Source organism: uncultured Sphingomonas sp., from assembly GCF_913778135.1.
Taxonomy (GTDB): Bacteria; Pseudomonadota; Alphaproteobacteria; order Sphingomonadales; family Sphingomonadaceae; genus Sphingomonas.
In genome coordinates this window covers 1-23,548 of record NZ_CAJYVU010000103.1, presented here as the reverse complement: position 1 = coordinate 23,548, position 23,548 = coordinate 1, and the positions used below count along the sequence as shown (strand labels likewise).

The following is a 23,548-nucleotide window of genomic DNA, read 5'->3' as shown; positions in this document are numbered from 1 at the left end:
TCTACCCGGCCTTCGCGATCAGCGGCGGCAGTAGGCCGGGTTGTTCGACCGCTCGACCGCATTGCCCGCCAGCGCGCCGCCGCCCGCGCCCAGCACGGTGCCGAGCGTGCGGTCGCCGCGACGATCGATCACACGGCCGAGAAGGCCACCAGCGATCGCGCCGACAATCGTGCCGGTAGTGCCGTTCTGGCAGCCGCGATCGGTGTAGCGATAATCGCGCGCATCGCGGTAGGTCCGCGGGCGATAGCGACGCGGCCGATCGGTCTCGTAATATTGCGGCCCCTGGTTCCAGCCGTCACGATCGGCGTCCGCATAGGCCCGCTCATGGTCGCGGTAGCGATCGTCGTTCTCCGCCCGGCTGTATCCGCGATCATCGTAGCCGCGGTAATAGCCCTGCGCCTGCGCCGCGACCGGCGCGAACGAGGTAACAGCCATCGCCAGCGTTCCGGCGGCGATCGAAAGCGTCTTCAGCATCTGCCTGCTCCACTGTTCCGGCGCGGCAAGGGTGCCGCGCCGATCGTGCATCTCTGCGCGAGTCGCGTTGAGCGGCGGCTGAATGCGCCCGTTATCCGCGGTTCAGCATGGCCTCCATGCCGTGATCTGTTAATCGCGCTTCCATGTCCGCCGCCCCGCCCCCGCAGTCCACGCGCGCCAGCGTGCTGATCCCGTTCACGATCGTGCTGCTAATCTGGGGATCGACCTGGATCGTGATCCGCGATCAGCTGTCGGGCGCGATGGTGCCGCCGAGCTGGTCGGTCGCGTATCGTTTCGCAGTGGCAGGGGTGACGCTCGCGGTCGTGGCGATCTCCAAGGGCGAGCGGCTGTCGTTCGATCGCACCGGCTGGCTGTTCGCAGGGGTGCTGGGACTGGCGCAGTTCGTGTGCAACTTCAACTTCGTCTACCGCGCCGAGCAACACATCACCTCGGGCCTCGTCTCGGTCGTGTTCGCGCTGCTGCTGGTGCCCAATGCCGTGTTCGCGCGCATCTTCCTCGGACAGCGGATGGGACGGCAGCTGCTTCTTGGCTCAGCGGTGGCGATGGCGGGGGTCGCGCTCTTGTTCATTCAGGAGGCGCGCAGCAACCCGAACGGCGCGGGTGAGGCGCTGATCGGCATCGCGCTGACGGGCTGCGCGATCCTGTCGGCCTCGGTCGCGAACGTCATGCAGGCGACAAAGACCGCGGCGCGCTATCCGATGATCCCGATGCTGGCGGTCGCGATGCTGCTGGGTGCCGCGATGGACGCCGCCTTCGCGCTGGCGACCGTTGGCGCGCCGGTGTTCGATCCCCGGCCCAGCTATATCGCGGGCGTGCTGTACCTCGGGCTCGCCGCCTCGGCACTCGCGTTCACGCTATATTTCCGCATCATCCGCACAATCGGCCCGGCTAAGGCGGCGTACAACAGCGTGATCGTGCCGGTGATCGCCATGCTGCTGTCGACGGTGTTCGAGGGTTACCGCTGGTCGATATTGGCGGCGGCGGGCGGTGTACTCGCGGGGGTCGGGCTGGTCATCGCGCTGACCGCGCGCAGGCCGAACCGGTAGGTCGGGTAGCGCGGGCGCCAGCCGAGCACGCGCTTCGCCTTGCCATTCGCGACGCGCCGGTTCTCGGCGTAGAAGCCGCGCGCCATCGGCGACAGCGCATCGAGCGAGGCGAACGGCGGCGGTGCCAGGCCGAGCAGATCAGCAGCGTACTCGACCACCGCATCCTGGCTGGCGGGTTCGTCGTCCGCGAGATTGTACGCACCCGGCGGCGCAGCGAACGCGGCGACGACGCCCGCCGCGATGTCATCGACGTGGACGCGGCTGAACACCTGATCGGTGATGCCGGTGCGATGCGCCTCACCCGCCGCCACGCGGTCGAGCGCGGAGCGGCCGGGGCCGTAGATGCCGGGCAGGCGGAACACGTGCGCGCCGTGCGCGAGCCAGGCGGCGTCGGCGGCGTTGCGCAGCGGGCGGCGTCCGCGGTTCGCAGGCGCGCTCTCGTCGACCCAGCCACCGCCCGCGTCGCCGTAGACGCCGGTGGAGGAGAGATAGCCGACCCATTTGCCCGACAGCTGGTCGGCATAATCGCGCAGCACCGGATCGCCCTGCGCGTCGGGCGGGATCGACACCAGCACGCGCTCGCTCGCCGCCAATGCCGCCCTCACCGCGGCTGCGTCGTCGTACGGAAGCGTGCCGTCACGACCGTCGCGCGTGGTGCCGACCGCGACGCCACCCGCCGCCGCAACGATCGCCCGCGCGGCATAGCCCAGGCCGAAGACGAACATCAGTTCGCCATCGGGCCCTTGAAGGCGGTGCCGAAATAGTCGCCCTTGTTCCACACCGGCTTCGCGGGCGCGTCAGCGATGTCGCGCGCAATCGCATAGTTGATGTCGACGAAGCGCACCGCCTGATCCCACAGGATGCCGGCGTCGATTTCATCGCCCGGCTGGTGGTAGCGGTTCTTCATGAAGTCCTCGAACGCGGCGCGCGCGCCCTCGGCCTTCAGCCCCGGCCACAGAAAGACGGACGGCACGCCCGCCTCGACGAAGCGGAAATGGTCCGATCGCGTGAAGATCGTCTGCTCGGGAATTGGATCGGGCGAGGTGACGACACCCGCCCCCTTCGCCGCGCGCGCAATCACGGGGCCGAGCGTCGAGCGGTCGCCGCCGAACGCGACCACGTCGCTGAATGCGTAGGTCAGCACCGGCATGTCGAGGTTCACGTCGGCAACGATATTCTCCAGCCCCTTGGGCCGATGCCGCACGAAATAGTCGCTGCCGACCAGCCCCTTTTCCTCGGCCGTCACCGCCAGGAACACGATCGTCCGCTTGCCGGCGCCTGCGCGCTGGAAACGGCGCGCTTCCTCGATCAGGCTGGCGATCCCGATCGCGTCGTCGAGCGCGCCGTTGTTGATCGCGTCGCCGTTCGCGTTCGGTTTCTTGCTGATACCGATGTGGTCGAGGTGTGCGGAGAGCACGACCACCTCGTTCGACCGCGCGGGATCGGTGCCGGGCAGCACGCCGACGACGTTGGATGAGGCTACGGGCGTGAACTGCGTCGCGCTCTGGATGCGCAGCGTGGTCTTGAGCACGGCGGGCGGGAACGCCTGCTTGCCGTTCACCTCGGCGCGCGCCTGGTCCCAGGTCGTGCCCGCGCCCGCGAACAGCTTGGTCGCGCCGGCATCGGTGAAGTTCGCCAGCAGCGGCACGCCGGGCGCGAAGGCGGTACCCTCGGGCGTCGCCCAGCCGTATTGCACCCCACCCGCGCGGACCGGTCGCGCCCTTCTCGCGCCGCCCGTCAGCAGCACCGCGCCGATCGCACCATGCGCGGCGGCCGCCTGCAGCTTTGTTCGGATGCTGGCGAAATAGGCGTGCTCCTCGCTCTGCATGTCGGCGGGCGCGCCGCCGACCAGCGCGACGATCGCGCCGCGCGCGTCAACCTTCGCGTAATCGTCGTGGCCGCGCGCGGGAGCAGAGACGCCCTGCCCGACGAACACTACGCGCGCCGACACGTCGGTGCGCGCAGCCTGCGGATTCGCCGTCGCGACGAAGTCCTCACCCGGCGTGAGCGCGACGCCGTTGATCGCTGCGGCGGCGTCTCCCGCAACCTGGTATTTCATCAAAGGCACGCGTTGCAAATACGCGCCGTCCGCCCCCGGCTTGAGCCCGGCAGCGGCGAATTGCTGCGCGACATAAGCAGCGGCGGTGTCGAACCCCGCGCTGCCCGCCTCACGCCCGGCGAGCGCGTCGGAGGCGAGATAAGCAACGTGCGCGCGGATCGCGGCTTCCTCCGCGGCGCGCGGCGCGGGCGCATTCTCGGGTGACGGGGCAGCACCCAGCAGCAGGACCAGTGACGCAACCGCCAGCAAACGCTTCACGATTTTTCGCTCTCCTTGTTCTCACGATCGGGCCTAGCAGCCCGCCACGGGCGCGCAACCCCGCTGCCGGAGGGCCAAGGAGATCGCGGCATCCATGGCTTGGCTATGGAACCTTGGCGTCCGCCGATGATAGGAACCGTCATGCTCGACGCCACGCACGCCGCCTTGACCCCTGCCCCGTCCGCACCTGCGGTGATCCGGCGCGAGGATTACACCGCCCCCGCCTGGACGGTGCCGACGACCACGCTCGACTTCGCGCTCGATCCCGCGGTGACGCGCGTGCGCGCGCGGCTGTCGGTCGAGCGATCGGGTGCGCACGACCTGCCGCTGCGGCTCGATGGTGCGGGACAGCGGATCGTGTCGGTGGCGGTCGACGGCGTGTCGGTCAACGACTGGCGTATCGAGGGCGAGCAGCTCGTCCTTCCCCTGCCCGGCGACGCCCACGTGATCGAGACCGAGGTCGAGATCGCGCCCGAGCGCAACACGCAGCTGATGGGATTATACGCGAGCGGCGGCAACCTGTGCACGCAGTGCGAGGCGGAAGGATTTCGGCGCATCACCTATTTTCCCGACCGCCCCGACGTTCTGTCGACCTATTCGGTGCGGATGACCGCGGACAAGGCGCGCTTTCCCGTGCTGCTCGCCAACGGCGATCCGGTGGCGCAGGGCGATAACGACGACGGCAACCACTGGGCCGAGTGGCACGATCCATTCCCCAAGTCATCCTATCTGTTCGCGTTGGTCGCGGGCGATCTGGCGGTCAACCGCGGCACGTTCACCACGCGCTCGGGCCGCACGGTCGAACTCGGCATCTGGGTGCGCGAGGCGGACCTCGCCAAGACCGACCATGCGCTCCACGCATTGAAGCTGTCGATGGCGTGGGACGAGCGCGTCTACGGCCGCGAATATGACCTCGACGTGTTCAACATCGTTGCGGTCGACGACTTCAACTTCGGCGCGATGGAGAACAAGGGGCTGAACATCTTCAACAGCCGCTACATCCTCGCCGATCCCGACACAGCCACCGATTACGATTACGACGCGATTGCGGCAGTCGTCGCGCACGAATATTTCCACAATTGGTCGGGCAACCGCATCACCTGCCGCGACTGGTTCCAGCTTTCCTTGAAGGAAGGCTTCACCGTCTACCGGGACCAGGGCTTCTCGGCCGACCAGGGTTCGGCCGCGGTCAAGCGGATCGAGGATGTGCGCGGCCTGCGCGCCGGGCAATTCCCGGAGGACGCAAGCCCGCTGGCGCACCCGGTCCGCCCGGAAAGCTACCTTGAAATCTCCAATTTCTATACCGCCACGATCTACAACAAGGGTGCGGAGCTGATCCGCATGATGGCGACGATCCTGGGGCCGGACCGCTTCCGCGCGGCAACCGACCTGTATTTCGACCGCTTCGACGGCACGGCGGCGACCTGCGAGGATTACGTCGCCTGCATGGAGGAAGCGGGCGGGGTCGACCTGTCGCAGTTCCGCTTGTGGTACTCCCAGGCAGGTACCCCGCGCGTGTCGGTGTCGCTGGAGCACGAGCCGGGTTCGGGCCGCGCGACGGTCAACCTTGCGCAAAAGGTGCCCGACACGCCGGGGCAGTCGAACAAACTGCCGCAGGTATTGCCGCTCAAGATACGCCTGTTCGGTGCCGAGACGGGGGATGCGCTCACCGAGGAGCAGCTCGTCATCCTGTCGGACGCGAGCGCCAGCGTGACGTTCGAGACGATTGCCGAGCGGCCGATCGTCTCGCTCAACCGCGGCTTCTCCGCGCCGGTCGTGATCGAGAGCGACCGCACCGCCGCCGATCTCGCTTTCCTCGCGCGCCACGACGACGATCCGTTCGCGCGCTATGAGGCGATGCAGCAGCTGATGCTCGACACGCTCGTCGCCGCGACGATCGAGGGCAAGGCCGATCACGACGCGGTGATCGCCGCGGTTGCCGACACACTCGACAATCCCGAACTCGACCCCGCGTTCGTCGCCGAAGCGGTGCTGCTACCGTCGGAGAGCTTCGTCGGCGACCAATTGTCGACGGTCGACCCGGACGCGATCCACGCCGCGCGCGAGGCGCTGCGCCGCGATCTCGGGCTTGAGTTGGAGGCGCGCTGGCGCACCGCGTACGAGGCGGGCAGCGGCCGCGCCTACGCCTATACGCCCGAGGACAAGGGCCGGCGGCGGCTGCGCAACGTCGCACTCGGCTATATTGCGGCGTCCGGTGCGGACGACGCGGCAAAGCTCGCCTATGCGCAGTTCGCCGACGCCGACAATATGACCGATCGGCAGGGCGCGCTCACCACGCTCGTCGGTAGCCATTCAGAAGAGCGCGACGCCGCGCTCGACATCTTCTACCAGCGGTACCAGGGTAATTCGCTGGTGCTCGACAAGTGGTTCCAGACGCAGGCGCTGTCCTCCGCCGACGATACCCCCGCGCTGGTCGACGAGCTCGCGCGCCACCCCGATTTCTCGCTCGCCAATCCAAACCGCGCGCGCTCGCTGATCGGAGCGTTCGGCGTCAACCAGCGCGCGTTCCACGCGAAGGGTGGTGCAGGCTATCGGTGGCTCGCCGACCAGCTGATCGCGCTCGACGCGCTCAACCCGCAGACCGCGGCGAAGCTGCTGCCTCCCTTGGGGCGCTGGCGCCGCTTCGATCCGACCCGCGCCGCGCTGATGCGGGCCGAGCTGGAGCGTATCGTCGCGCATCCCGGCCTGTCGAAGGACCTGTTCGAGCAGGCGTCGAAGAGCCTGGAGGGGTGATGCCGGCGCGCGGTTCCACGTCAGCAAGGCTGTCTTGACCCGCACGGGCGATTGGAGAACCTTCCGCACTGGCGACGATCACCGACAAGGGAAGCGCGCCGGGAGAAGGATAATGGAACACTGGGATCACCGGGTGTGTCGCGCCTGGAGCGAGCTGGAGTTCGGCGCGACCTTGCTGCTGTCCGCCTGCACGCTGGGCATCGGCGCGGCGCTGGCATTTGGGCTGGGTCTGGCGTGAAGCCGGCGAACAGTTAAGTTCGCGACCCAGCGGCGGCGAGCCGATCACGTCCTTCTGAGCTGACCCGAGAACAGGCCAGCCTCATCCAGAATTACGCAGCGCGGTCGCGATTGCGTTGATCGACAGCAGGATACCCTCACGCACCCGCGCATCGTCCTCGCCAGCGCGGTTGCGCTTGATCAGCTCAATCTGGAGCAGGTTGAGCGGCTCGATATAGGGCAGACGCAACCGGATCGACGCGTCGAGCGCGGGGTGCTTCTCGAGCAAGCGCGCCTGGCTCGTCACCTCGAGCAACTGGTCGCGGGTCAGGTGCCAGTCGTCGCGGATGCGGCCGAACACGCGGTCGCGCAAAGCACCGTCCTCGACCAGCCCCGCGTAGCGGGCGGCAAGCGCCATGTCGGACTTCGCCAGCACCATCTCCATGTTGGCGAGGGTGGCGCCGAACAGCGGCCAAGCCTCCGCCATCTCCTTGAGCAGCGCGCGGTCTTCGAACTGGCCGAGCGCCTGCCCGACCCCGTACCAGCCCGGCAGCATCACGCGTGCCTGCGCCCAGCTGAACACCCAGGGAATCGCGCGCAGATCCTCGATCGCGTCCGACTTTTTGCGGCTGGCCGGACGGCTGCCGATCTTCAATCCCGCGATCTCGGCAATCGGCGTCATCTGGCGGAAGAAGGTGCGGAATCCTTCGGTCTCGTACACCAGCCCGCGATAGGCGCGAAACGCCGCGTCGGAGATGCGGTCCATCGCAGCGCCGAACGTCTCGTTCTCGCTGTTCGACAAAGGCGCGGGTTCGAGACTGGTGAGCAGGGTCGCCGACGCCATCGCCTCGAGATTGGTCATCGCACTCTCGCGCGTGCCGTACTTGCCCGCGATCACCTCACCCTGTTCGGTGATGCGGATGCGGCCCTGCACGGTGCCCGGCGGTTGCGCGCGGATCGCGGCGAACGACGAGCCGCCGCCGCGCCCGACCGCGCCGCCGCGCCCGTGGAACAGCTGCATACCGACGCCCGCGGCCTCGAACACGGGCTTGAGCGCGGTCGACGCCTTCGACAATTGCCACGTCGAGGTCAGATAGCCGCCGTCCTTGTTGCTGTCGGAATAGCCGATCATCACCTCTTGATGGCCACGCGTGGTGGCAATCGCGGCGACCTCGGGAATGGCGAACCAGGCGGTCATTACTGCCGGCGCGGCCTCCAGGTCGCCGATCGTCTCGAACAACGGTACCGCCATCACGTCGGCGGTGGCCGGATCGCCCGGCCGGTAGAGCCCGACTTCCTTGAGCAGCAGGTGAACCTCGAGCAGGTCGCTGACCGAGGTGCACATCGACACGATGTACTGGCGGATGCACGCCGGTCCGTAGGCTCGGTGCGCGTCCGCCGCGGCCTGAACGATCGCGAGTTCGCCCGCGGTCTCGTCCGAGTAATCGGCGAAGCGCGAGGTGAGCGGGCGCGGACTGGCGAGTTCGCGCCTGAGCAGCGCAACGCGCTCATCCTCGTCAAGCGTCGCATAGTCGTCGCACACGCCAGCGACGCGCAGCATCTCCGCCACGACGCGCTCGTGCACCGCGCTGTTCTGCCGCAGGTCGAGGGTCGCCAGATGAAAGCCGAACACGTCGACTGCGCGGATCAGTCGCCCGATCGCGCCGCCGGTGCCGAGCAGCCCGTCACCGCCATGCGCCAGCGGGCGCGCAATCGCGACCAGATCGGCGCGCAGGGCAGCGGGATCGCCGTAAGGTTCGCCCTTGAGCGCACCCGGCCGCGGCGCAGGCTTGCCGACCAGCTTGGCAAAGGTTGCTGCGGTGCGCGCGTAGATGCCCGATAGCGCGCGGCGATAAGGCTCGTCGCTGCGGCTCTCGGCCACGTCGCCGCTCGCCTCGGCCAGTCGCGCGACCTCGCCATCGACCGCGGCGTGATTGGTCGAGATCGACAGCTCCTGCCCCATGGCGTGCAGCTGTTCGAGGTAGAAGCCCAGCACCGCCTCCGACGCGCGTGCGAGCGCGGTGCGAAGCGAGTCCGCAGTGACGAACGGATTGCCGTCGCGGTCGCCGCCGATCCAGCTTCCCGGGCGCAGGAACGACGGCACGCGCGTGCCCAGCGCGCGGTCCCAGCGCTGGTAGAGCGCGGGGATGACCGGCAGGAACACGTCGCGCAGGTAACTGAGCGCGGTTTCGACTTCGTCGACCACGTAGAGCCGTTCGCGCCGGAGGACGCGCGTCTGCCACAGCAATGCGACCTGCCGCACGATCGCCTCGTCAACCAGATCGCCCTCGGGTGTCACCTCGGCGCCGCGGTCGCGCATCGCCATCAGCTGCGCGATCCGGTTGCGGTGGTCGATCATGCTCTTGCGCCGCACTTCGGTCGGGTGCGCGGTCAGCACGGGCGCGACGAGCGCGTGGTCGAGCAGCGCGATCACCGCGTCGCGGTCGATCCCCTCACCCGCCAGCCGCTCCAGCGCGGCGGCCATGTCGGCGCCTTTCTCCGCGGCGAACCCCTGCCGGTCCTCGGCCAGATTGGCGAGCATCGAGAACAGCATGAACCCGCGCACGAAGTCGAGCGTCTCGTCGAGGTCGAGCGCACCTAGCTCGGCGTCGGGCGACGCGTCGCCGCCGCGATGCCGCTCGACCGAGGCGGATCGGATCGCCTCCGTCCGCTCGTACAATTTCTCGCCTCCGTAGGCGCGAATAACGTCGCCGAGCACGCGACCGAGATAGCGCACGTCGGGGTTGTTGGTGATCGGAGGCAGGGTCATGCCGCCATGCTGCGTCGCACCACCGACGCGGTCAACCACCGATCGCCGTCGCCGGTGTTTACCCCAGCTTTAGCCCGCCGCAGCAGCCGTGCTGTTGTTCGCGGGCTCGTCATCGGGTGTGGGCAGGTCGGCGTCGTTCAGTTCACGCGCGCGCTCACGCTCGTCGCTCGTGACGGTGCCGTCGTGATTCAGGTCCTGCCGGTCGAACCAGGCGAGCATCCCGCGGCTCCACTCATCGGAACTGATGAACCCGTCCTTGTTCGTGTCAAACTGCATCACGAAGTCGCGGCGGCGCGGCGAGATCTCGCTCGGTTCCAGCCTGTCGTCGCTGTTGGCGTCGAGCCGACGAAAACGCCGCTCGATCACGCCGCCGAAGTCGAGCCGCGACATGACGAAGGGCGGGGTGTAGTTCGCGAGTTCGGCGTTCTGCATTGCCTTCTCGTCCGCCGACTTGCCCGAACAGGCCACCAGCGCGAGCGCGCACCCGCCAACCAGCAACAACCGCATCACGTCCCCTTTTGATCGACCTCGAAACCCGACCAGATCGCGTCAGGCCTCGAGCTCAACGTCCCAATAGAGCCAATCGCGCCACGTCGCGTGCAGATAATTGGGGGGGAAGCGCCGGCCATGCTCCTGCAACTGCCAGCTGGTCGGGCGGATCGGCTCCAGGAACAGCGGCATGTGCGCCTGCTTCGGCGTGCGGCCACCTTTCTTCAGGTTGCAGGGCGAGCAGGCGGTGACGACATTCTCCCACGTCGTGCGCCCGCCTTGCGCGCGCGGGATGACGTGATCGAACGTCAGGTCGCGCCCGTGACCGCAATATTGGCACTCGAACTTGTCGCGCAAAAACAGGTTGAAGCGCGTGAAGGCGGGGAATTGCGACGGCCGGACGAACTGCTTCAAGGCGATGACCGAGGGCAGCTTGATCGTGTGAGTGGGGCTGTGCACCTCGCGCTCGTAATGCGCGACGATATCGACACGGTCGAGGAACACCGCCTTGATCGCGGTCTGCCACGGCCAGATGCTCAGGGGATAATAAGACAGCGGCGTATAATCGGCGTTCAGCACCAGCGTCGGGCAGGAGTCCGGATGGCGCATCAGATCGGGATGGAACACGTCAGATCCCCCTAGTCATCGCTCGTGCCCGCTGTGGCGAGCGGGGATGACGGCATGATGACAGAGGCGCTTTCACGCGGTCAAGCCCGGCGGCGCGACGCCCGTTCGACGCTGCCGGGTTGGCGCGACAGGGTTTGCTCTGGCACATGGTCGTCTATCAACCCGCAGCATCCGGTGAATATCCATGTCGACCCACTCCGCCCGCCTCGCCTCCTTGCGCGACGAGCTCGCCCGCCAGCACCTCGACGGCTTCGTCGTGCCGTTGACCGACGAATATATGAGCGAATATGTCGGCGGTTACGCGCAGCGGCTCGGCTGGCTGACGGGGTTCGGCGGGTCGGCGGGGGCAGCGGCGGTGCTGCCGGACACGGCGGCGATCTTCACCGACGGACGCTACACCATCCAGGTGCGCGAGCAGGTATCGGCCGAGGACTGGCAATATGTCGCGGTGCCGGAGAACAATGTCGCCGAATGGCTGGCCGCAAACGTCGGCGAAGGTGCGCGCGTCGGCTACGATCCGTGGCTCCACACACGCGCTTGGGTGGAGCAGACTCGCGCGGCGCTGTCCGCCAAGGGTGCGACGCTCGTCGCAGTCGAATCCAATCCGATCGACGCGGTGTGGGACGATCGCCCGGCGCCCTCGCTCGCGCCGTTAGCCGTCCACACCGACGACCATGCCGGGGAAAGCTCGGCCGCGAAGCGCGCGCGCGTTGCTGATTGGCTCGGCGAGGTTGGTGCCGACGCGGTGGTGATCCCCGCGCTCGACTCGACCGCCTGGCTGCTCAATGTTCGGGGCGAGGACGTATCGCGCACGCCGGTCGCGCTCGCCTACACGATCGTCGGCGCAGACGGCACCGCGGACCTGTTCGTCGCGCCCGAGAAGATGACCGACGCGGTGCACCAGCACCTGGGCAATGCGGTTCGCGTCCACGATCGCACCGATTTCGCCCCCGCGCTCGCGCGCTTCGCGGGCAAGCGCGTCGCGGTCGATCCCGCACTCGCAGTGTCGGCGATCTTCGACGCGGTCGAGGCGGGCGGCGGCACGGCGGTGTCGCTCCGCGATCCGACGATCATCCCGAAAGCGACCAAGAATGCGGCCGAGATCGCGGGCCACCGTGCCGCCAGCCTGCGCGACGGCGCCGCGCTGACGCGTTTCCTGCGCTGGATCGCGGCGGAGGCGCCGGGTGGTGGGCAGACCGAATTGTCCGCCGCCGCACGGTTGCAGCAGTTCCGCGAGGAAGGCGGTCAACTCCGCGACCTGTCGTTCGACGCCATCTCCGCGACCGGCCCGCACGGCGCGATCCCGCATTATCACGTGACGGAGGAGTCTAACCTCAGGATCGAGCCGGGGCAGCTGTACCTGATCGATTCAGGCGGCCAGTATGTCGACGGGACCACCGACGTGACCCGCGTCGTGCCCGTGGGCGCGCCGACGCCCGAAATGCGCGACCGCTACACCCGGGTGCTGAAAGGCCATATCGCGCTCGCCACCGCGACCTTCCCGCCGGGCACTAGCGGCCAGCAGCTCGACGCGCTCGCGCGCCTGCCGCTCTGGGCCGCGGGGTTGGATTTCGCGCACGGCACCGGGCACGGGGTCGGCAGCTTCCTGGCGGTGCACGAGGGTCCGGCGCGGATCGCCAAGCCCAGCTATCCCGGTGGCGGCCCGCAGGAGCCGCTACGCGCCGGCATGATCCTGTCGAACGAACCCGGTTATTACAAGGCGGGCGAGTACGGTATCCGCATCGAAAACCTGCTGCTGGTTGTCGAACGCGACCTTCCCGGTGGCGAGGCGACGATGCTCGCGTTTGAGACGCTGACGCTGGCGCCGATCGAGCGCGACCTGATCGATGCCGCGCTGCTGTCGGTCGAGGAACGTACCTGGCTCGACGCCTATCACGCGCGGGTGGCTGACACGCTCGGCCCCGTTCTACCGGCGGAGGACCGCGCATGGCTGGTGGAGAAATGCGCCCCGATCGCCGCGTGACCTGTCCGCGCCGCCGCTACTCGGGCGTGCGGCGCGGCTCAGTTGGCGTTGCGGACGCATCCGCGTCGTCACGGCTCGCGCGCGCCTGCGCCTTGCGGCGGCGCAGGTTGGCGCGCAGCTGTTCCGCCAGTCGGGCGGCGCGATCGTCAAGCTTGGTCATGAAGCGGGCCGGGTCATGCAATCGCGCTAAAGCGCCGATCACGCCTTGACAATCGCGCGCCGAACCGCTCTTAGGCGCCCTCCCGTCGCCGACTTGGCGCGAGTGCTGCCGTAGCTCAGTGGTAGAGCGCATCCTTGGTAAGGCTGAGGTCGTGAGTTCAATCCTCACCGGCAGCACCATTTTTCAACAGGTTATCGGAGGGCTTCGAAGGGCCGTTCCGAGGCTGGCAAGCACCTGGCAAGCGCCGCGCGGGGACGGGGCGCTTGCCGTAGGTGAGGCGGGACGGGCACGGCGTGCGCCGAGTTGAAGGCCATTTCGCGCCGCGCGCCGATCCCTGACGCCATCCATCCGGACTCGCCGAGCGCCGATCAGTTGGTTCGCTGCGGCGCCGGCGGCCGAATGGCGCTTTGCGCAGAAGCGTTTTGGGTCGATGCCGCACGTCCGGTTCGGAGCGCCGTGACGCAGAGAGTCGCCGTTCACTCAGCAGGCGGTCGCGGCCGAAAACGCCGGATCGTTTGAGCGAAGTGGCGGGGCCGCTGACGCAGACCGCGACCGCGTTGCGCTCGGCTATGGTGCGTCCGTCAAGACCGACGGCCACTCTGATAAACGCGGATTTCAACATAGCTTCACTTCCCCCAACCATTCCAAGCCGGTTCTATCATCTGATCAAGCGGTCTCCGTACGACGCATCCTGGCGTCGCTCGTCGCTTGGGATGGCCCGACTAATGTCCACGGCTCCTTGGTGACTGAGCTAGCGGCACCAGCATGGAGACACCTCATCCGCGAGACTGGCCAGCGTGATCCGCCCTTACGGGAGGTTATGCCGCGTTCGCGCTCGGCGCTGGCGAGGTTCGGCGATACCACCCGGCGTTCGGTGTCTTTGCGGGAAGCTCCGAGCGATCCGATGCGGCGCTTCAGGTGCTTGCTGCGACTGTAACCAACGATGGAGGCGTCGCCCTCCTAGAAAAGACCGCACCGCCGGTTGTCGGCAGGATACGGGTGGTTTCGCAGGATGCCGGCGTTCAAATGGTCGCACACCGACTGACGGCATGGAGGCCATTTAAGCGTCAACCGATCCAAGGCGCGCGATCACCGACCGAATCGGCATCTCCGTGGGCGACCACGGTGGCATGGCGTCTCATAGTAGGTAGTGCGGTTGCCGACGGGCCGAAGCTGAGTGGCCGACAAGGCCAGGGAACGGAATACGGTTGAGACCCCGAAGAGACGACGAGCAGCGGACCGCAACGCTTCGACGTCGACGCCCTGCTCGCGACCACGACGAGATCGAGCGTCTCGGTCAGACGATGCGCCACCAGATCGCGAAGCCTTCGGCCAACCATTCCCGTCAGAATGGCAACCGGAACCTCGGAGCCGAGCCACACCTGAGCGAGACCGTGTCGAGTGATGATCTCCGTCGGCCCGATGGTCATGAAGAGCTCAACCGAATGATCCGCCAGGTAGAGGGCGGCGCGACCCCGCGGCCCGGGAAAACGCATGGAGAGCAAGCAGGGCGGAAGCAGTCCGTGATCGTCCTCGACGAGGCGACGGAAGTCGTCACTGGGCGATTGCTTGCGCCGCCACCGATCAGGCGACACGCCGGGCCAACCCGACGACCGCGGTCGAAGCCCGTACACGAGATCGTTCACGCAGGCCCCCTCCATCTCTAGCGCGACCAGCGCAAGCGGGGAGATCGAGCGGATAGTCATCGAGAGTTCGTTGCGCAGAGCGACCAAGCGGATCGCGTCGGACGCCGAGCTCGAGCTTTCGACTCGGCGGCGTCGCGCCTGGAGCAGCCGCGCACGGTCCCGAGCCGTCGGAGCATCCGGGAACCCGTCGAGGTCGCCTATCTTCAGATCGATACCGTCGCTATCGCGCCTCCTCACGATCGTCCTCCGGACGCGACGACGAACAGCGCCAGCAGGTGATCGGTCAGCGCGGCGGCACCCCTATCGTAGGCGAGACGACCCCAATCCTCCCACGAGGCGACGCGCTCGTCCAGCCAGGCGAAGAAGTCGTCGCGGGCGCGCTCGTCCCCGAAGGACAGGCTCCACATGCGCGAACGCGTCGGCATGCGAGCATCGACCAGGTGACCCGTTAGCGTCACCATGTGCCGGCTGCCGATCCGAGCGCGTTCAAACACGTTCGGTAGTCGGCGTACCGAGGTCTCGAACGCCATGATCGCCCGCTCGCGTGCCTCGTCCGCATCGTCGCGACGCGCGGCGGCGATCGCATCAAGCAGTTCCGACGCCGGCAGATCGACCCAGGCGGGCTCGCGCGTCGCCTGCAGCATCAGCATGGCTGCGCGGCCCTCCGGACTGAGGAAGGCGGACATGGGGCTGTCTCGCCCATCGAAGTCGGTCGGCTCGCCCGAACCCAGCAGCCCCACGGAGGCCAGCCAGCTCATGTAGAAGCGCTCGAGCACGAGGTCGCCGTGGAAGAACCCGAACGCCCGCTCCCTACCGGGCCGAAGGCGATATTCGATCGAGAGCAGCAGCCGAAGCAGCAGTTCGAGCTGCTCGTCCGTCGACGACGTGACCGGGAAGCGCAGGCGCCCGTGCCAGAACGCCTCGCGCACGCTATCCCAGCGCCGTCCGTCCGCATCCTCGAACATCGAGCCGGAACGGATCAGCCACCAGCCCCAGGGCAGGTTCGGGTCGTAGGCGAACGCCATCCTCACGATCCCCGCTTCGGATCGAGTGCCGCGGGCGGCGGCGGATCGGAGCGGGGCTCCACCTCCTCGCCGTCTGCGACCGCGCGGAGCTGCGCGGCGAACACGCCCACTTCGGCGATCACGTAGGCGTCGTCGCGGTAGATCGCGCCGACCTCCGCCTCCAGCGCCCGGCGTCGGCCGTGATCGCGCGGACCGGGGATGACGTCGTGCACCAGGTCGCAACGAAAGCCGAACCACCATGCGTCCCGATCCGCCGCGCCGACGGGCTGGGTGCGCGGGCGCGCTCCGTGCGCGTGGCAGATCCGACGAGCCTCGACCGCCAGTCGCCTCGGAGCGGACGCGGGTCTCTCGGCGCAGATGCGCGCGTAGGTGACCCCGCCGTGCACGTCGATGTCGAGCCCCGACGGGATCGCGTCCGCGCCAAAGCCCCAGAGCGGATGTCCGTGCGGAACGCCGACGTAGCCACCGAGCGTGCCGTCGCTCTCGTGTCGCAGCACGATGCAGTCGTAGCCGGTCTCCGGATCGCGCCAGGCCACCTTGTCGGCCTCGCCCAGCCACGGTCCGTCCGTGGTCGGCTTCGCATCCCGCGCGAAGTAGACCTCGTCGGCGACGACCACCCCCTCTCGCGTGACGTATTCAGCGTCGCGAACGCGCACCACGTCGGCTTCGCGGTCGACCTGCGCGGCATCGAGCGAACCCAGACGCGAGACGGCACCGCCCGCTCGCAGGATGGCGGCGCGAGGGTCGGTGACCGCGAGCGCCTTCGAGGAGGAGGTGAGCGAATTCTTCTTCCTGTCCTTCATGTCGCTTTCCTTTCGCTTTCTTATCAATGGAGCGGACCGGTCACCGTCCGCACGGTTCGCCTGGTAGGCACGTCACGCGTAGCGTTCGTGCCAGGTGACGCGTTCGACCCGCGGACCGAGCGCCTTGGGATTGGCGTCAGCGGAGTAGACGTGCCCGGACAGCCACCACTCCTCTTCGACGCGTCGCGCGTCCGGCACCTCGCGCCACCACGCCTTGCGCGTCGGATCCCAACGGTATCCGCGCAGGCGCAGCGCATCCTTCAGCTCGAAGGCGGCGCCGACCGCCTCGAAGCGCCACGACGGAGCGGAGGCGGTCGCGAGCATCTCGGCGAGGACCGTGGATCCGTCCTCGCACCGGTGCCGGAGCAGCTCGATCACCGCGTCGACGTCGTCCCCGGCGCGGTGCGCGTCGTGGAACCAGCCCACCTGCGCGAGGAGCCAGCCGAGCGAGCGACCATCGAAGCCGTGCGCCCGCCAGTCGACGTCGTTGCAGGAGCACGCCCAGGCGAGCCCGGCCATCTCCGGCATGCGCCGCTCCACGTGTCCACGATCGAAGCGCGCGTTGTGCGCGCAGACGAATGTGGCGGAGCACAGCAGACGGATCGCCTCCTCGTCGTCGATCGTCCGCCCGGCCAGATCGGCGTCGGTGATTCCGGTCAGGCGCATGATGTCCTCGGGCAGCACGCGACCGGGATCCTCCAACCACGAGTAGGGCTTGTCGATCGCCACGATCACCCCGTCGGGGTCGTAGCGGAAGCGACGCAGCGCCAGCTCGATGATCACGTCGTCGTTGCCGATGCCGGTGGTCTCGACGTCGAGCACGACGCCGATGCGGGTGCCGTCCTTCCGACCGAGGCCGGTATGCCCTTCGCGCACGTCGAGACGGTGCAGCACACACACGTCGGCCTCGTCGTTCACGGCACGCACCTCGCCGGGCGCGCACGAGACGTCACGCATGATCGTTCTCCAGCGATGTGATTGAGGTCGGGCGGTCGCGCCGAGGCGTCAGCCGGAGTGGAAGCGCTGCTCGATGTTCACGTCGAGCCCCGCCGCCAGATCCGATCTCGGGTCCGCCGCGACCATCGAGAGCAGATCGGCCATCGCGTTCGACACCAGAGCGAGGACCAACGGGTCGGACGGATCGAAGCCCTCGACGATCCGGGCGTTCGCCATCGCCGCGCCCATGCGGCAGTAGAGTCGTCCCGCCACCTCAGCGGGTTCGGTGGCGAACGAGGCGTGGAACGCGTGCATCGTCTCGAAGCCGTCGTACGCGGCGATCATCGCGGTGAAGAGGCGGAGCGCTCCTGGCTCCGCGGAGTCCCCATAGCCTTCCTCGTCCCCATCGGTCCGGTCCTCGTCATCATCCTCGGCTGTCAGCGCGTCGACGATTTCGGGCGCGACGTCGAGATCGAGAGACAGTCCGTGGACGAGCACGCCGCGCAAGCACGCGTCACGATCGAGACAGGCGTCGATCGCGCAGGCGCCGCCGAACAGCTCGCGCGGCGCGAACAGCCAGCTCATCGCGTCATGGCTCACCCGCTCGCGCTGAAATCGGGACGCCGCCTCCGAGGCAACAAGCGCGACGCGACCGATCGCCCTGCGTGTGGTGACGACGACGTCGTCTCCGGGGGCGTCGTCGGCCAGCGGATCGACGTAGCCGTATGCGAGGCTCACGCTCGAAGGCGCTTCGAAGGTTTTGGTCAGGGTCGTGATGGCTTCCATGTCACATCTCCGATCGTCGCCGTGATCGAGTGCCGAAGCTTGGCGACGGAGCGCCGGCTCGACCAATGTGGGGAGATCACCGCATTATTCAACTATCGTTGTATAGTTGAATTATTGTGGCGCCGCACCGGCTCGTTCTCGCGCGGCCTTGCGGGACGAGCGCGTCCACCTAGAGTGGGAGCGTGGAAAAGATGACGGCGATACAGACGATGAGCGCGCTCGCTCAACCGACGCGACTGGTCGCCTACCAGATCCTGGTCGAAGCGCTGCCGGGCGGCCTCGCGTCGAGCGAACTCGCCGACGCGCTCGGCATCGCGCGCAACCTCATGTCCCCCCACCTCGCGATCATGTCGCGGGCCGGGCTTGTCTCATCGACTAAGAGCGGCAGGACGGTGACGTACCGAGCGCGGGTCGACACGGTGAAGCGACTGGCCTCTTATCTCGACCACGCGGCGGATCGCGGAGCGATGGCGACGGAGGAGCCGCACCAGCCCTGAAGATCGGCCGGCCGCCCGCCAGGTCAAGGTTTCACGGCGAAGACGCCTTCGTCCTCACGCCCCTTCGAACATGGCTCGATTGAACGGACAGCGCGCCGCGTTGGACTGGCGTACCCACGTCCCGCCTTCGGCATTCCAGCCGCCCCACGTCCGCGAGGAAACGCCACCACCGCTTCATCGAACAACGTTCTCGCTCGATGGAGCGATCACGTCACCCGTCCCGGGCGAGCGCTGCGAACCATAGCCGAACAGGATGGCCCTCACGCCCGAGCGACCTGGACGACGCGGACGGGGCTGATTTCTCCCGGAGGCTCTTCCAACCTAGAACCAGAGGTCGAGAGGCGCATCCGGTCAGCGCGACGCCTCGCGACCGCTCGGCGGCGAACGTCGAAGAGCACGGAGCTCACGTCGCCCGATCCGAGACGATCGAGCGACGCGGTGATCGGAGAGAGAAGATGAGGAATTGGAAGACGACTGGGGGGCTCGACCTCGTTCGCGAGGACGTTCGCCTGATCCACGGCCGGATCGGCGCGTCGTTCCGGCAACGCGGCGAGCGCGTGCCGCGCATGCTGGGCGCCGCGACCTGCGAGACCGACGCGGACGTGTACGTCTACCAGATCCACTTCGAACTCGCCCCGGGCGTCGTGCTCCGCACCTTTCACGGCTTCACCGAGGACATCGAGGAAGAGGGGTTCCCGTTCTGGATGGCGCCTCTGGCGGCGGACGAGGCCGCGGCGTCGATCATCTCCTATCTCAACCTGGGATCGGAGAACCTCTCGGACACCCTGCACGATCTGCGTCTCAGAGCCCGCAGGATCCTGTCGCGGCGCGCCGACGACGGGAACTCGGGACGGCTGATCGACATCCAGCTGACTGCGGAGCGACGCACGAAGGTCTCGGAGCCGAGCGTCAGGGTCAGGCTCGAAGGCCTCGACACCCAACTTCGAGGTAAGATCGACGACATTCCGGTTGATGATCTCGACACGTTTGATGACCGGGTCGGCCGATGGAGCGAGGACATGGCTCCCCGCTATGCCGCGAGACGCGCGTTCGACGTCGCAGGAGCGAGCGGCTCCATCGACATGCTCACGCTCGCCGCCGTGTCGACGTTCGCCGATCCGCAGGCTTGGCTCCGCTCGCTGGCTGGATCCGGATGGCCGAAGCACCCGCTCAACGTGACCGTGTTCGCGCACGACGGCGCATTCCGATCCCACGGACACGATCCCGCCTCCGACCTCTCGTGGAACCGAGATACGGTGCGGGTTTGCGTCACGCTACCCGCGGCCACGCTCGCGACCTGCAAAGGCCGACCTATCACCGACCTGATCGAGCATCCGATGCTCTCAAGCGAGATGACGATCATCGACGTCACGAACGACGTGTTCATGACGGAGTCGGCCACCTCGATCCGGATCAGTCAGCCGCGCCTGCTCTTCTGCACCGGCTCGGGCCGTACCTGGCCCTGCGGCCCGTGAATCAGCCGAGGCGATCGCCTCTTCGACAAAGAAAGCGGTAACGCGGACGCCGTTGAACACGTGCCGTCATGCCATGCGAGCAGACGAGCCGATCCTTCACGCGGTTAGTTTCTCATTGCCCTTGCTCAGGACCAGCTGCGATTGATCGTCGTCGCGAAACCGACCAAGCCGAGCGACGCTCGATAAAATCTTCACGTCAGCTTGCTACGAAACTGATCGCTCAGAAGCGGAGGACCTGCGTGAACCGTGCATCACCGATCATTCTGCCGCTCGTCGCGGCGGCGACACTGGCCGCAAGCGACGGGCATCGCGCCACGCTGACCTACGAAGCGAATGGTCGCCACACCCTCCACGCATACGATGTTAAACCTACCCAGAGTTCTGGTGAAACGGACGTCGGAACGAAGCGGCTCGATGGTTCGCCACGTCGTCTGAACCCCGCGGCGTACTTCTGCGTGTGGCGGGACACGGGACCGGATGGATACGGCGGTCGAGGCCTCCGAACCGGCAGACCTTCGGAGATCTTCCTTACATGTCGATTCGGCACGTCTCCCTGGTCCCCTCCGGCCGATCTGATCGAGGCGGCGACAGAGGACCTGAAGCGCGAAAGCGCCCTGATCCGCATCGGATGGACGAGGTCCGCAAATGGATACGTGATGAAGAGGTTCGAACTTGAGCTGAAGAAGCGAGGTGGCCTGAGATTTCGATCACAGAACCTGACCGAGCGGGAACTGTCCGAACTGGGCATCAGCGTAAGCAAGATGGTGGCACCCTCGATGCCACAAGGCCGCTTGGTCATCCACCTGACGGCACGCATTCCCTCGCGGATGAATAGTGGGATGAAGGCTATCGGCCCGATCATACCCATCGAGTTCGAAGGAGCCGCGATGCCGATCCCCAACTGGATGTCGTATTAGGGTCAGGACCCATTGATGTGAGTGTCGCAATCTGATTCAGGCTCCGCAGGGAGACCGGGATGAGTGACCTGTTTTGGCTGACGGACGAGCAGATCGAGCGGCTGCGGCCGTTCTTTCCCAGGAGCCACGGCAAGCCTCGGGTTGATGACCGGCGGGTGCTGAGCGGCATCGTGTTCGTCACCAGGAACGGGCTGCGCTGGCGTGATGCGCCGAGCGCCTATGGTTCATCCAAGACGCTCTACAATCGGTGGAAGCGCTGGGGGGCGGCAGGCGTGTTTACGCGCATGATGGAGGGGTTGGCGACCGCAGGCGCGGAGCCAGGAACGGTCATGATCGACCCGACCTACTTGAAGGCGCACCGCACGGCATCGAGCCTACGGGTTAAAAAGGGGATCTTGGCCGCCTGATCGGTCGCACCAAAGGCGGCATGAACACCAAACTTCATGCCGTCGCCGATGCAAACGGGCGCTCGCTGAGCTTCTTCATGACCGCCGGCCAGGTCAGCGACTACACCGGCGCGGCAGGGCTGCTCGACGATCTACCGAAAGCACAGTGGCTTCTCGGCGATCGCGGCTACGACGCAGACTGGTTCAGGGATGCGCTGCAGGCCAAGAGCATCCAGCCCTGCATCCCTGGCCGCAGAGCCCGCAACGAGCCCGTAAGATACGACAAGCGCCGCTACCGGCGCCGCAGTCGCATCGAAATCATGTTCGGCCGCCTGAAAGACTGGCGTCGCGTCGCCACCCGCTATGACCGCTGCCCAACCGTCTTCTTCTCTGCCGTTGCCCTCGCGGCCACCGTCATCTTCTGGCTGTGATTAGTGAGTCCTGACCCTAGCTCGACCCGCCCCAAAAGACGCGGTTGCGGTTGGCCGCCTTGGTGCGGCCCCATAGGAAGATCAGGCGGAAGGCGTTGACGTCGTGCCGGACCACAAGGCGCGAAATACCGAACATCACCCTCAGCGCGCGCTGAGCATCGCCCTCTCCATGTACAACACTGGGTCGCAGTCGCGTGGCTTCTCCAACGGCTATGTCGGAAAGGTCGTCGGCAACGCCGGCTTCGCCGACGGCATCCAGCCCCTCGCGATCCGCGTGAGCGCGTTCACCGGCGCACCGGATACTGGCGAAAGGTCGAGCGCCGCTGCGCAGCTCGCCGCGCTGGTCGAGGAAAACACGTCTGCTGCGGAGCAGCCCAAGGCTGCGCCACCACCACCACCGCCGTCGTGGGACGTGTTTGCGAGGGCGGAATATGAGCGAGCGCGGCTCGCCGGAGAAGGAGAAAACCGATGACTCTCGCATCTTTCGGTGGGCCGGCGCTGGCCCTCCGAGCCCGTGTCACCGCCCGCGTCGACGCGATGACCCCGCGCCAGCGCAAGGTTTCGCGGGTGCTGTCGATGTTCAGCCTGGTGGCGTTGACCTCGCTGCTGTCGGCTGAGCCGGCATTCGCGCAAACCAATCTGGAGAGCTTCGGCAACGCGGTCCTCGGGCTGCTGAGCAACGGCCTCCTGCGCATCGTGGCGATCCTCGCGCTGATCGCAGCCGGCTTCGGGTGGCTGACGGGTCGGGTCAACACAGGCGCGCTCGTCACCGTCATCATCGGCATCGCGATCATCTTCTCGGCGCCGTGGATCGTCGATCAGCTCCAGGGCTGATCCTCATGGAAGCGGGGCGCCCCCCCACACCCCGCTTCCGCCTGTATCTCGTGGAGTGCGTAGCGTGGACGAAGAACGGGAAGTGATGGCGCGCAACACGCTGTTCTTGGCGGTGACGCGGCCCGCGCTCTTCGCGGGCATCCCGATCGAGGCGGCCGTGGTGATCCTGCTGGCTTCGGTCATCACCCTGATCGGCACAACGAACCCCATCTATGGCCTCGTCGTCGCCGCGGTGAAGCCCCGCGCGCACGCTCCGATAATTGCCGGACAGCACCGCACCCGCAGCGGCGATGTTGGCGCAGGGATCGAACACGTTGTCCCACGTCAGGCCGAGGGCCTTCATGTTCCGCGAGTTGATCTGTCCGAGGCCGAGATCGACCGAATAGCCCTTGTCGACATAGGAGCGCGCGGTCTGCACCGCCTGCGCGACGCTCGTTGCCGGCGCGGGCTGCCGGGCAAGGCCGTTCACCCCGATCGCCAGCTCGAAACCCCGGCTTTCCACGCCTTGCCGATCGCGATGTCGACGCTGCCGCGCCACGCATCGTCCATCCGCGCGAACGCTAGGAGGCAGCCGCCCGCGTCTACCACCGCGATGTTCATCGGGTTGCCGATCCGCTCGGCCTCCGCGATCCCCGCATCGATGATCGTCCGCGCGTCGTTCAGGTCGAGCGTCTGGGTGGTGCGCATGGAGTATCTCCGTGGCCGGTTCGGGGAAAGCCGCCCAACGCACCGCCGCGCCCGGCCCCCCCCACGCGGGCGATGAGAGCGACGCGCTAGGGTGCCGACCGCTTGGCTATTTCGCGGCCAGCAGGGTGAACTTGTGAATCTGCGGCGGTTCAGAAAACAGTTCTTCTGCCTTGTCCATCAGTGCGGCGGCAACCTTGCCGTCGAGATGGGCCTGCCGATCCTCCTCTGTGTCGAACGTATCGAAGATCGCGTACGCACCGGGACCTT

At 67.3% G+C, this 23,548-nt stretch carries 23 protein-coding genes, 1 tRNA gene and 3 pseudogenes; 12 read left to right on the top strand and 15 right to left on the bottom strand.

Annotated elements, in window-relative coordinates; genetic code table 11:
• Positions 1-18: 18 nt before the first annotated feature.
• Positions 19-474, bottom strand: coding sequence for a glycine zipper 2TM domain-containing protein (locus tag QZ847_RS09725; RefSeq protein WP_294190434.1), 456 nt, complete (start codon positions 472-474; stop codon positions 19-21).
• Between the two features lie 143 nt (positions 475-617).
• On the opposite strand from QZ847_RS09725, the gene QZ847_RS09720 reads away from it, so the two are divergent.
• Positions 618-1,541: an EamA family transporter gene (locus QZ847_RS09720; RefSeq protein WP_294356027.1), complete on the top strand. Its 924-nt coding sequence runs from the start codon at positions 618-620 to the stop codon at positions 1,539-1,541.
• On the opposite strand, the gene QZ847_RS09715 is transcribed toward QZ847_RS09720, so the two are convergent.
• Positions 1,451-2,266 (bottom strand): NAD(P)-dependent oxidoreductase, encoded by an 816-nt coding sequence (locus tag QZ847_RS09715; RefSeq protein ID WP_294356025.1) that lies wholly within the window; start codon positions 2,264-2,266, stop codon positions 1,451-1,453. The two genes, QZ847_RS09720 and QZ847_RS09715, sit on opposite strands and share 91 nt — an antisense overlap.
• Positions 2,266-3,858: a M28 family peptidase gene (locus QZ847_RS09710; RefSeq protein ID WP_294356022.1), complete on the bottom strand. Its 1,593-nt coding sequence runs from the start codon at positions 3,856-3,858 to the stop codon at positions 2,266-2,268. Before QZ847_RS09710 ends, QZ847_RS09715 begins: the two co-directional genes overlap by 1 nt.
• A 141-nt stretch (positions 3,859-3,999) precedes the next feature.
• Here QZ847_RS09710 and pepN point away from each other — a divergent pair, with 141 nt between their 5' ends.
• Positions 4,000-6,612 carry an aminopeptidase N gene (pepN, locus tag QZ847_RS09705; RefSeq protein WP_294356020.1) on the top strand — a complete coding sequence of 871 codons (2,613 nt, stop codon included), beginning with the start codon at positions 4,000-4,002 and terminating at the stop codon, positions 6,610-6,612.
• A gap of 112 nt (positions 6,613-6,724) precedes the next feature.
• Positions 6,725-6,850, top strand: a complete 126-nt coding sequence (locus QZ847_RS09700; RefSeq protein WP_281243250.1) for a hypothetical protein — start codon at positions 6,725-6,727, stop codon at positions 6,848-6,850.
• Between the two features lie 81 nt (positions 6,851-6,931).
• On the opposite strand, the gene ppc is transcribed toward QZ847_RS09700, so the two are convergent.
• The 3 genes from ppc to QZ847_RS09685 all read right to left on the bottom strand — a co-directional run bounded on the left by ppc (position 6,932) and on the right by QZ847_RS09685 (position 10,714).
• The gene (ppc, locus tag QZ847_RS09695; RefSeq protein WP_294356017.1) at positions 6,932-9,598 is read right to left on the bottom strand and encodes a phosphoenolpyruvate carboxylase; all 2,667 of its coding nucleotides are present in this window, start codon (positions 9,596-9,598) and stop codon (positions 6,932-6,934) included.
• A 69-nt stretch (positions 9,599-9,667) separates the two neighbouring features.
• Positions 9,668-10,105, bottom strand: coding sequence for a hypothetical protein (locus QZ847_RS09690; protein ID WP_294356016.1), 438 nt, complete (start codon positions 10,103-10,105; stop codon positions 9,668-9,670).
• Between the two features lie 42 nt (positions 10,106-10,147).
• Positions 10,148-10,714 carry an HNH endonuclease gene (locus QZ847_RS09685; RefSeq protein WP_294356014.1) on the bottom strand — a complete coding sequence of 189 codons (567 nt, stop codon included), beginning with the start codon at positions 10,712-10,714 and terminating at the stop codon, positions 10,148-10,150.
• A 184-nt stretch (positions 10,715-10,898) separates the two neighbouring features.
• Between QZ847_RS09685 and QZ847_RS09680 the strand changes: the two genes are divergently transcribed.
• Complete coding sequence (locus QZ847_RS09680; protein WP_294356012.1) at positions 10,899-12,698, top strand: aminopeptidase P family protein; 1,800 nt, start codon at positions 10,899-10,901, stop codon at positions 12,696-12,698.
• A gap of 16 nt (positions 12,699-12,714) precedes the next feature.
• Here QZ847_RS09680 and QZ847_RS09675 read toward each other — a convergent pair whose 3' ends face one another.
• Entirely contained in the window at positions 12,715-12,858 is a 144-nt protein-coding gene (locus tag QZ847_RS09675; RefSeq protein WP_294190426.1) for a hypothetical protein, read from the bottom strand.
• 104 nt (positions 12,859-12,962) lie between these two features.
• Between QZ847_RS09675 and QZ847_RS09670 the strand changes: the two genes are divergently transcribed.
• Positions 12,963-13,037, top strand: a tRNA-Thr gene (locus QZ847_RS09670).
• An 888-nt stretch (positions 13,038-13,925) separates the two neighbouring features.
• On the opposite strand, the gene QZ847_RS09665 is transcribed toward QZ847_RS09670, so the two are convergent.
• The 5 genes from QZ847_RS09665 to QZ847_RS09645 form a co-directional block, all read right to left on the bottom strand.
• Positions 13,926-14,564 carry a hypothetical protein gene (locus QZ847_RS09665; protein WP_294356010.1) on the bottom strand — a complete coding sequence of 213 codons (639 nt, stop codon included), beginning with the start codon at positions 14,562-14,564 and terminating at the stop codon, positions 13,926-13,928.
• A 173-nt stretch (positions 14,565-14,737) separates the two neighbouring features.
• Positions 14,738-15,529, bottom strand: a complete 792-nt coding sequence (locus QZ847_RS09660; protein WP_294356009.1) for a hypothetical protein — start codon at positions 15,527-15,529, stop codon at positions 14,738-14,740.
• Between the two features lie 2 nt (positions 15,530-15,531).
• Positions 15,532-16,332, bottom strand: coding sequence for a hypothetical protein (locus QZ847_RS09655; RefSeq protein WP_294356007.1), 801 nt, complete (start codon positions 16,330-16,332; stop codon positions 15,532-15,534).
• Between the two features lie 72 nt (positions 16,333-16,404).
• Positions 16,405-17,250, bottom strand: coding sequence for a 3'-5' exonuclease (locus tag QZ847_RS09650; protein ID WP_294356005.1), 846 nt, complete (start codon positions 17,248-17,250; stop codon positions 16,405-16,407).
• Positions 17,251-17,337: 87 nt separating this feature from the next.
• Positions 17,338-18,006, bottom strand: coding sequence for a hypothetical protein (locus QZ847_RS09645; RefSeq protein WP_294356002.1), 669 nt, complete (start codon positions 18,004-18,006; stop codon positions 17,338-17,340).
• Positions 18,007-18,245: 239 nt separating this feature from the next.
• Between QZ847_RS09645 and QZ847_RS09640 the strand changes: the two genes are divergently transcribed.
• The 4 genes from QZ847_RS09640 to QZ847_RS09625 all read left to right on the top strand — a co-directional run bounded on the left by QZ847_RS09640 (position 18,246) and on the right by QZ847_RS09625 (position 21,760).
• Positions 18,246-18,551 carry a metalloregulator ArsR/SmtB family transcription factor gene (locus QZ847_RS09640; RefSeq protein ID WP_294356148.1) on the top strand — a complete coding sequence of 102 codons (306 nt, stop codon included), beginning with the start codon at positions 18,246-18,248 and terminating at the stop codon, positions 18,549-18,551.
• 455 nt (positions 18,552-19,006) lie between these two features.
• Positions 19,007-20,026, top strand: coding sequence for a hypothetical protein (locus QZ847_RS09635; protein ID WP_294356001.1), 1,020 nt, complete (start codon positions 19,007-19,009; stop codon positions 20,024-20,026).
• 239 nt (positions 20,027-20,265) lie between these two features.
• A complete protein-coding gene (locus tag QZ847_RS09630) occupies positions 20,266-20,943 on the top strand; it encodes a hypothetical protein (RefSeq protein ID WP_294355999.1) in 678 nt (225 codons plus the stop codon).
• 59 nt (positions 20,944-21,002) lie between these two features.
• Positions 21,003-21,760 (top strand): IS5 family transposase gene (locus QZ847_RS09625; protein WP_294355997.1). Its coding sequence is split into 2 segments (ribosomal slippage): positions 21,003-21,336 and positions 21,336-21,760, totalling 759 coding nucleotides; the frame shifts between segments, so codons are not numbered across the junction.
• Positions 21,761-21,776: 16 nt separating this feature from the next.
• On the opposite strand, the pseudogene QZ847_RS09620 reads toward QZ847_RS09625, so the two are convergent.
• A pseudogene (locus tag QZ847_RS09620) lies at positions 21,777-21,887 on the bottom strand (VirB3 family type IV secretion system protein); the annotation flags it as partial.
• Here QZ847_RS09620 and QZ847_RS09615 point away from each other — a divergent pair.
• From QZ847_RS09615 to QZ847_RS09605, 3 genes and pseudogenes are all read left to right on the top strand, one after another.
• Entirely contained in the window at positions 21,864-22,232 is a 369-nt protein-coding gene (locus QZ847_RS09615) for a hypothetical protein (protein ID WP_294356155.1), read from the top strand. The pseudogene QZ847_RS09620 and the gene QZ847_RS09615 sit on opposite strands and share 24 nt — an antisense overlap.
• A complete protein-coding gene (locus QZ847_RS09610; RefSeq protein WP_294355995.1) occupies positions 22,229-22,594 on the top strand; it encodes a TrbC/VirB2 family protein in 366 nt (121 codons plus the stop codon). Before QZ847_RS09615 ends, QZ847_RS09610 begins: the two co-directional genes overlap by 4 nt.
• Positions 22,595-22,679: 85 nt before the next feature.
• Positions 22,680-22,811: pseudogene (locus tag QZ847_RS09605) on the top strand (VirB3 family type IV secretion system protein); the annotation flags it as partial.
• Positions 22,812-23,059: 248 nt separating this feature from the next.
• On the opposite strand, the gene QZ847_RS09595 reads toward QZ847_RS09605, so the two are convergent.
• Complete coding sequence (locus QZ847_RS09595) at positions 23,060-23,281, bottom strand: heme-binding protein (RefSeq protein ID WP_294355993.1); 222 nt, start codon at positions 23,279-23,281, stop codon at positions 23,060-23,062.
• 106 nt (positions 23,282-23,387) lie between these two features.
• Positions 23,388-23,548 (bottom strand): annotated as a pseudogene (locus QZ847_RS17000) (antibiotic biosynthesis monooxygenase); the annotation flags it as partial.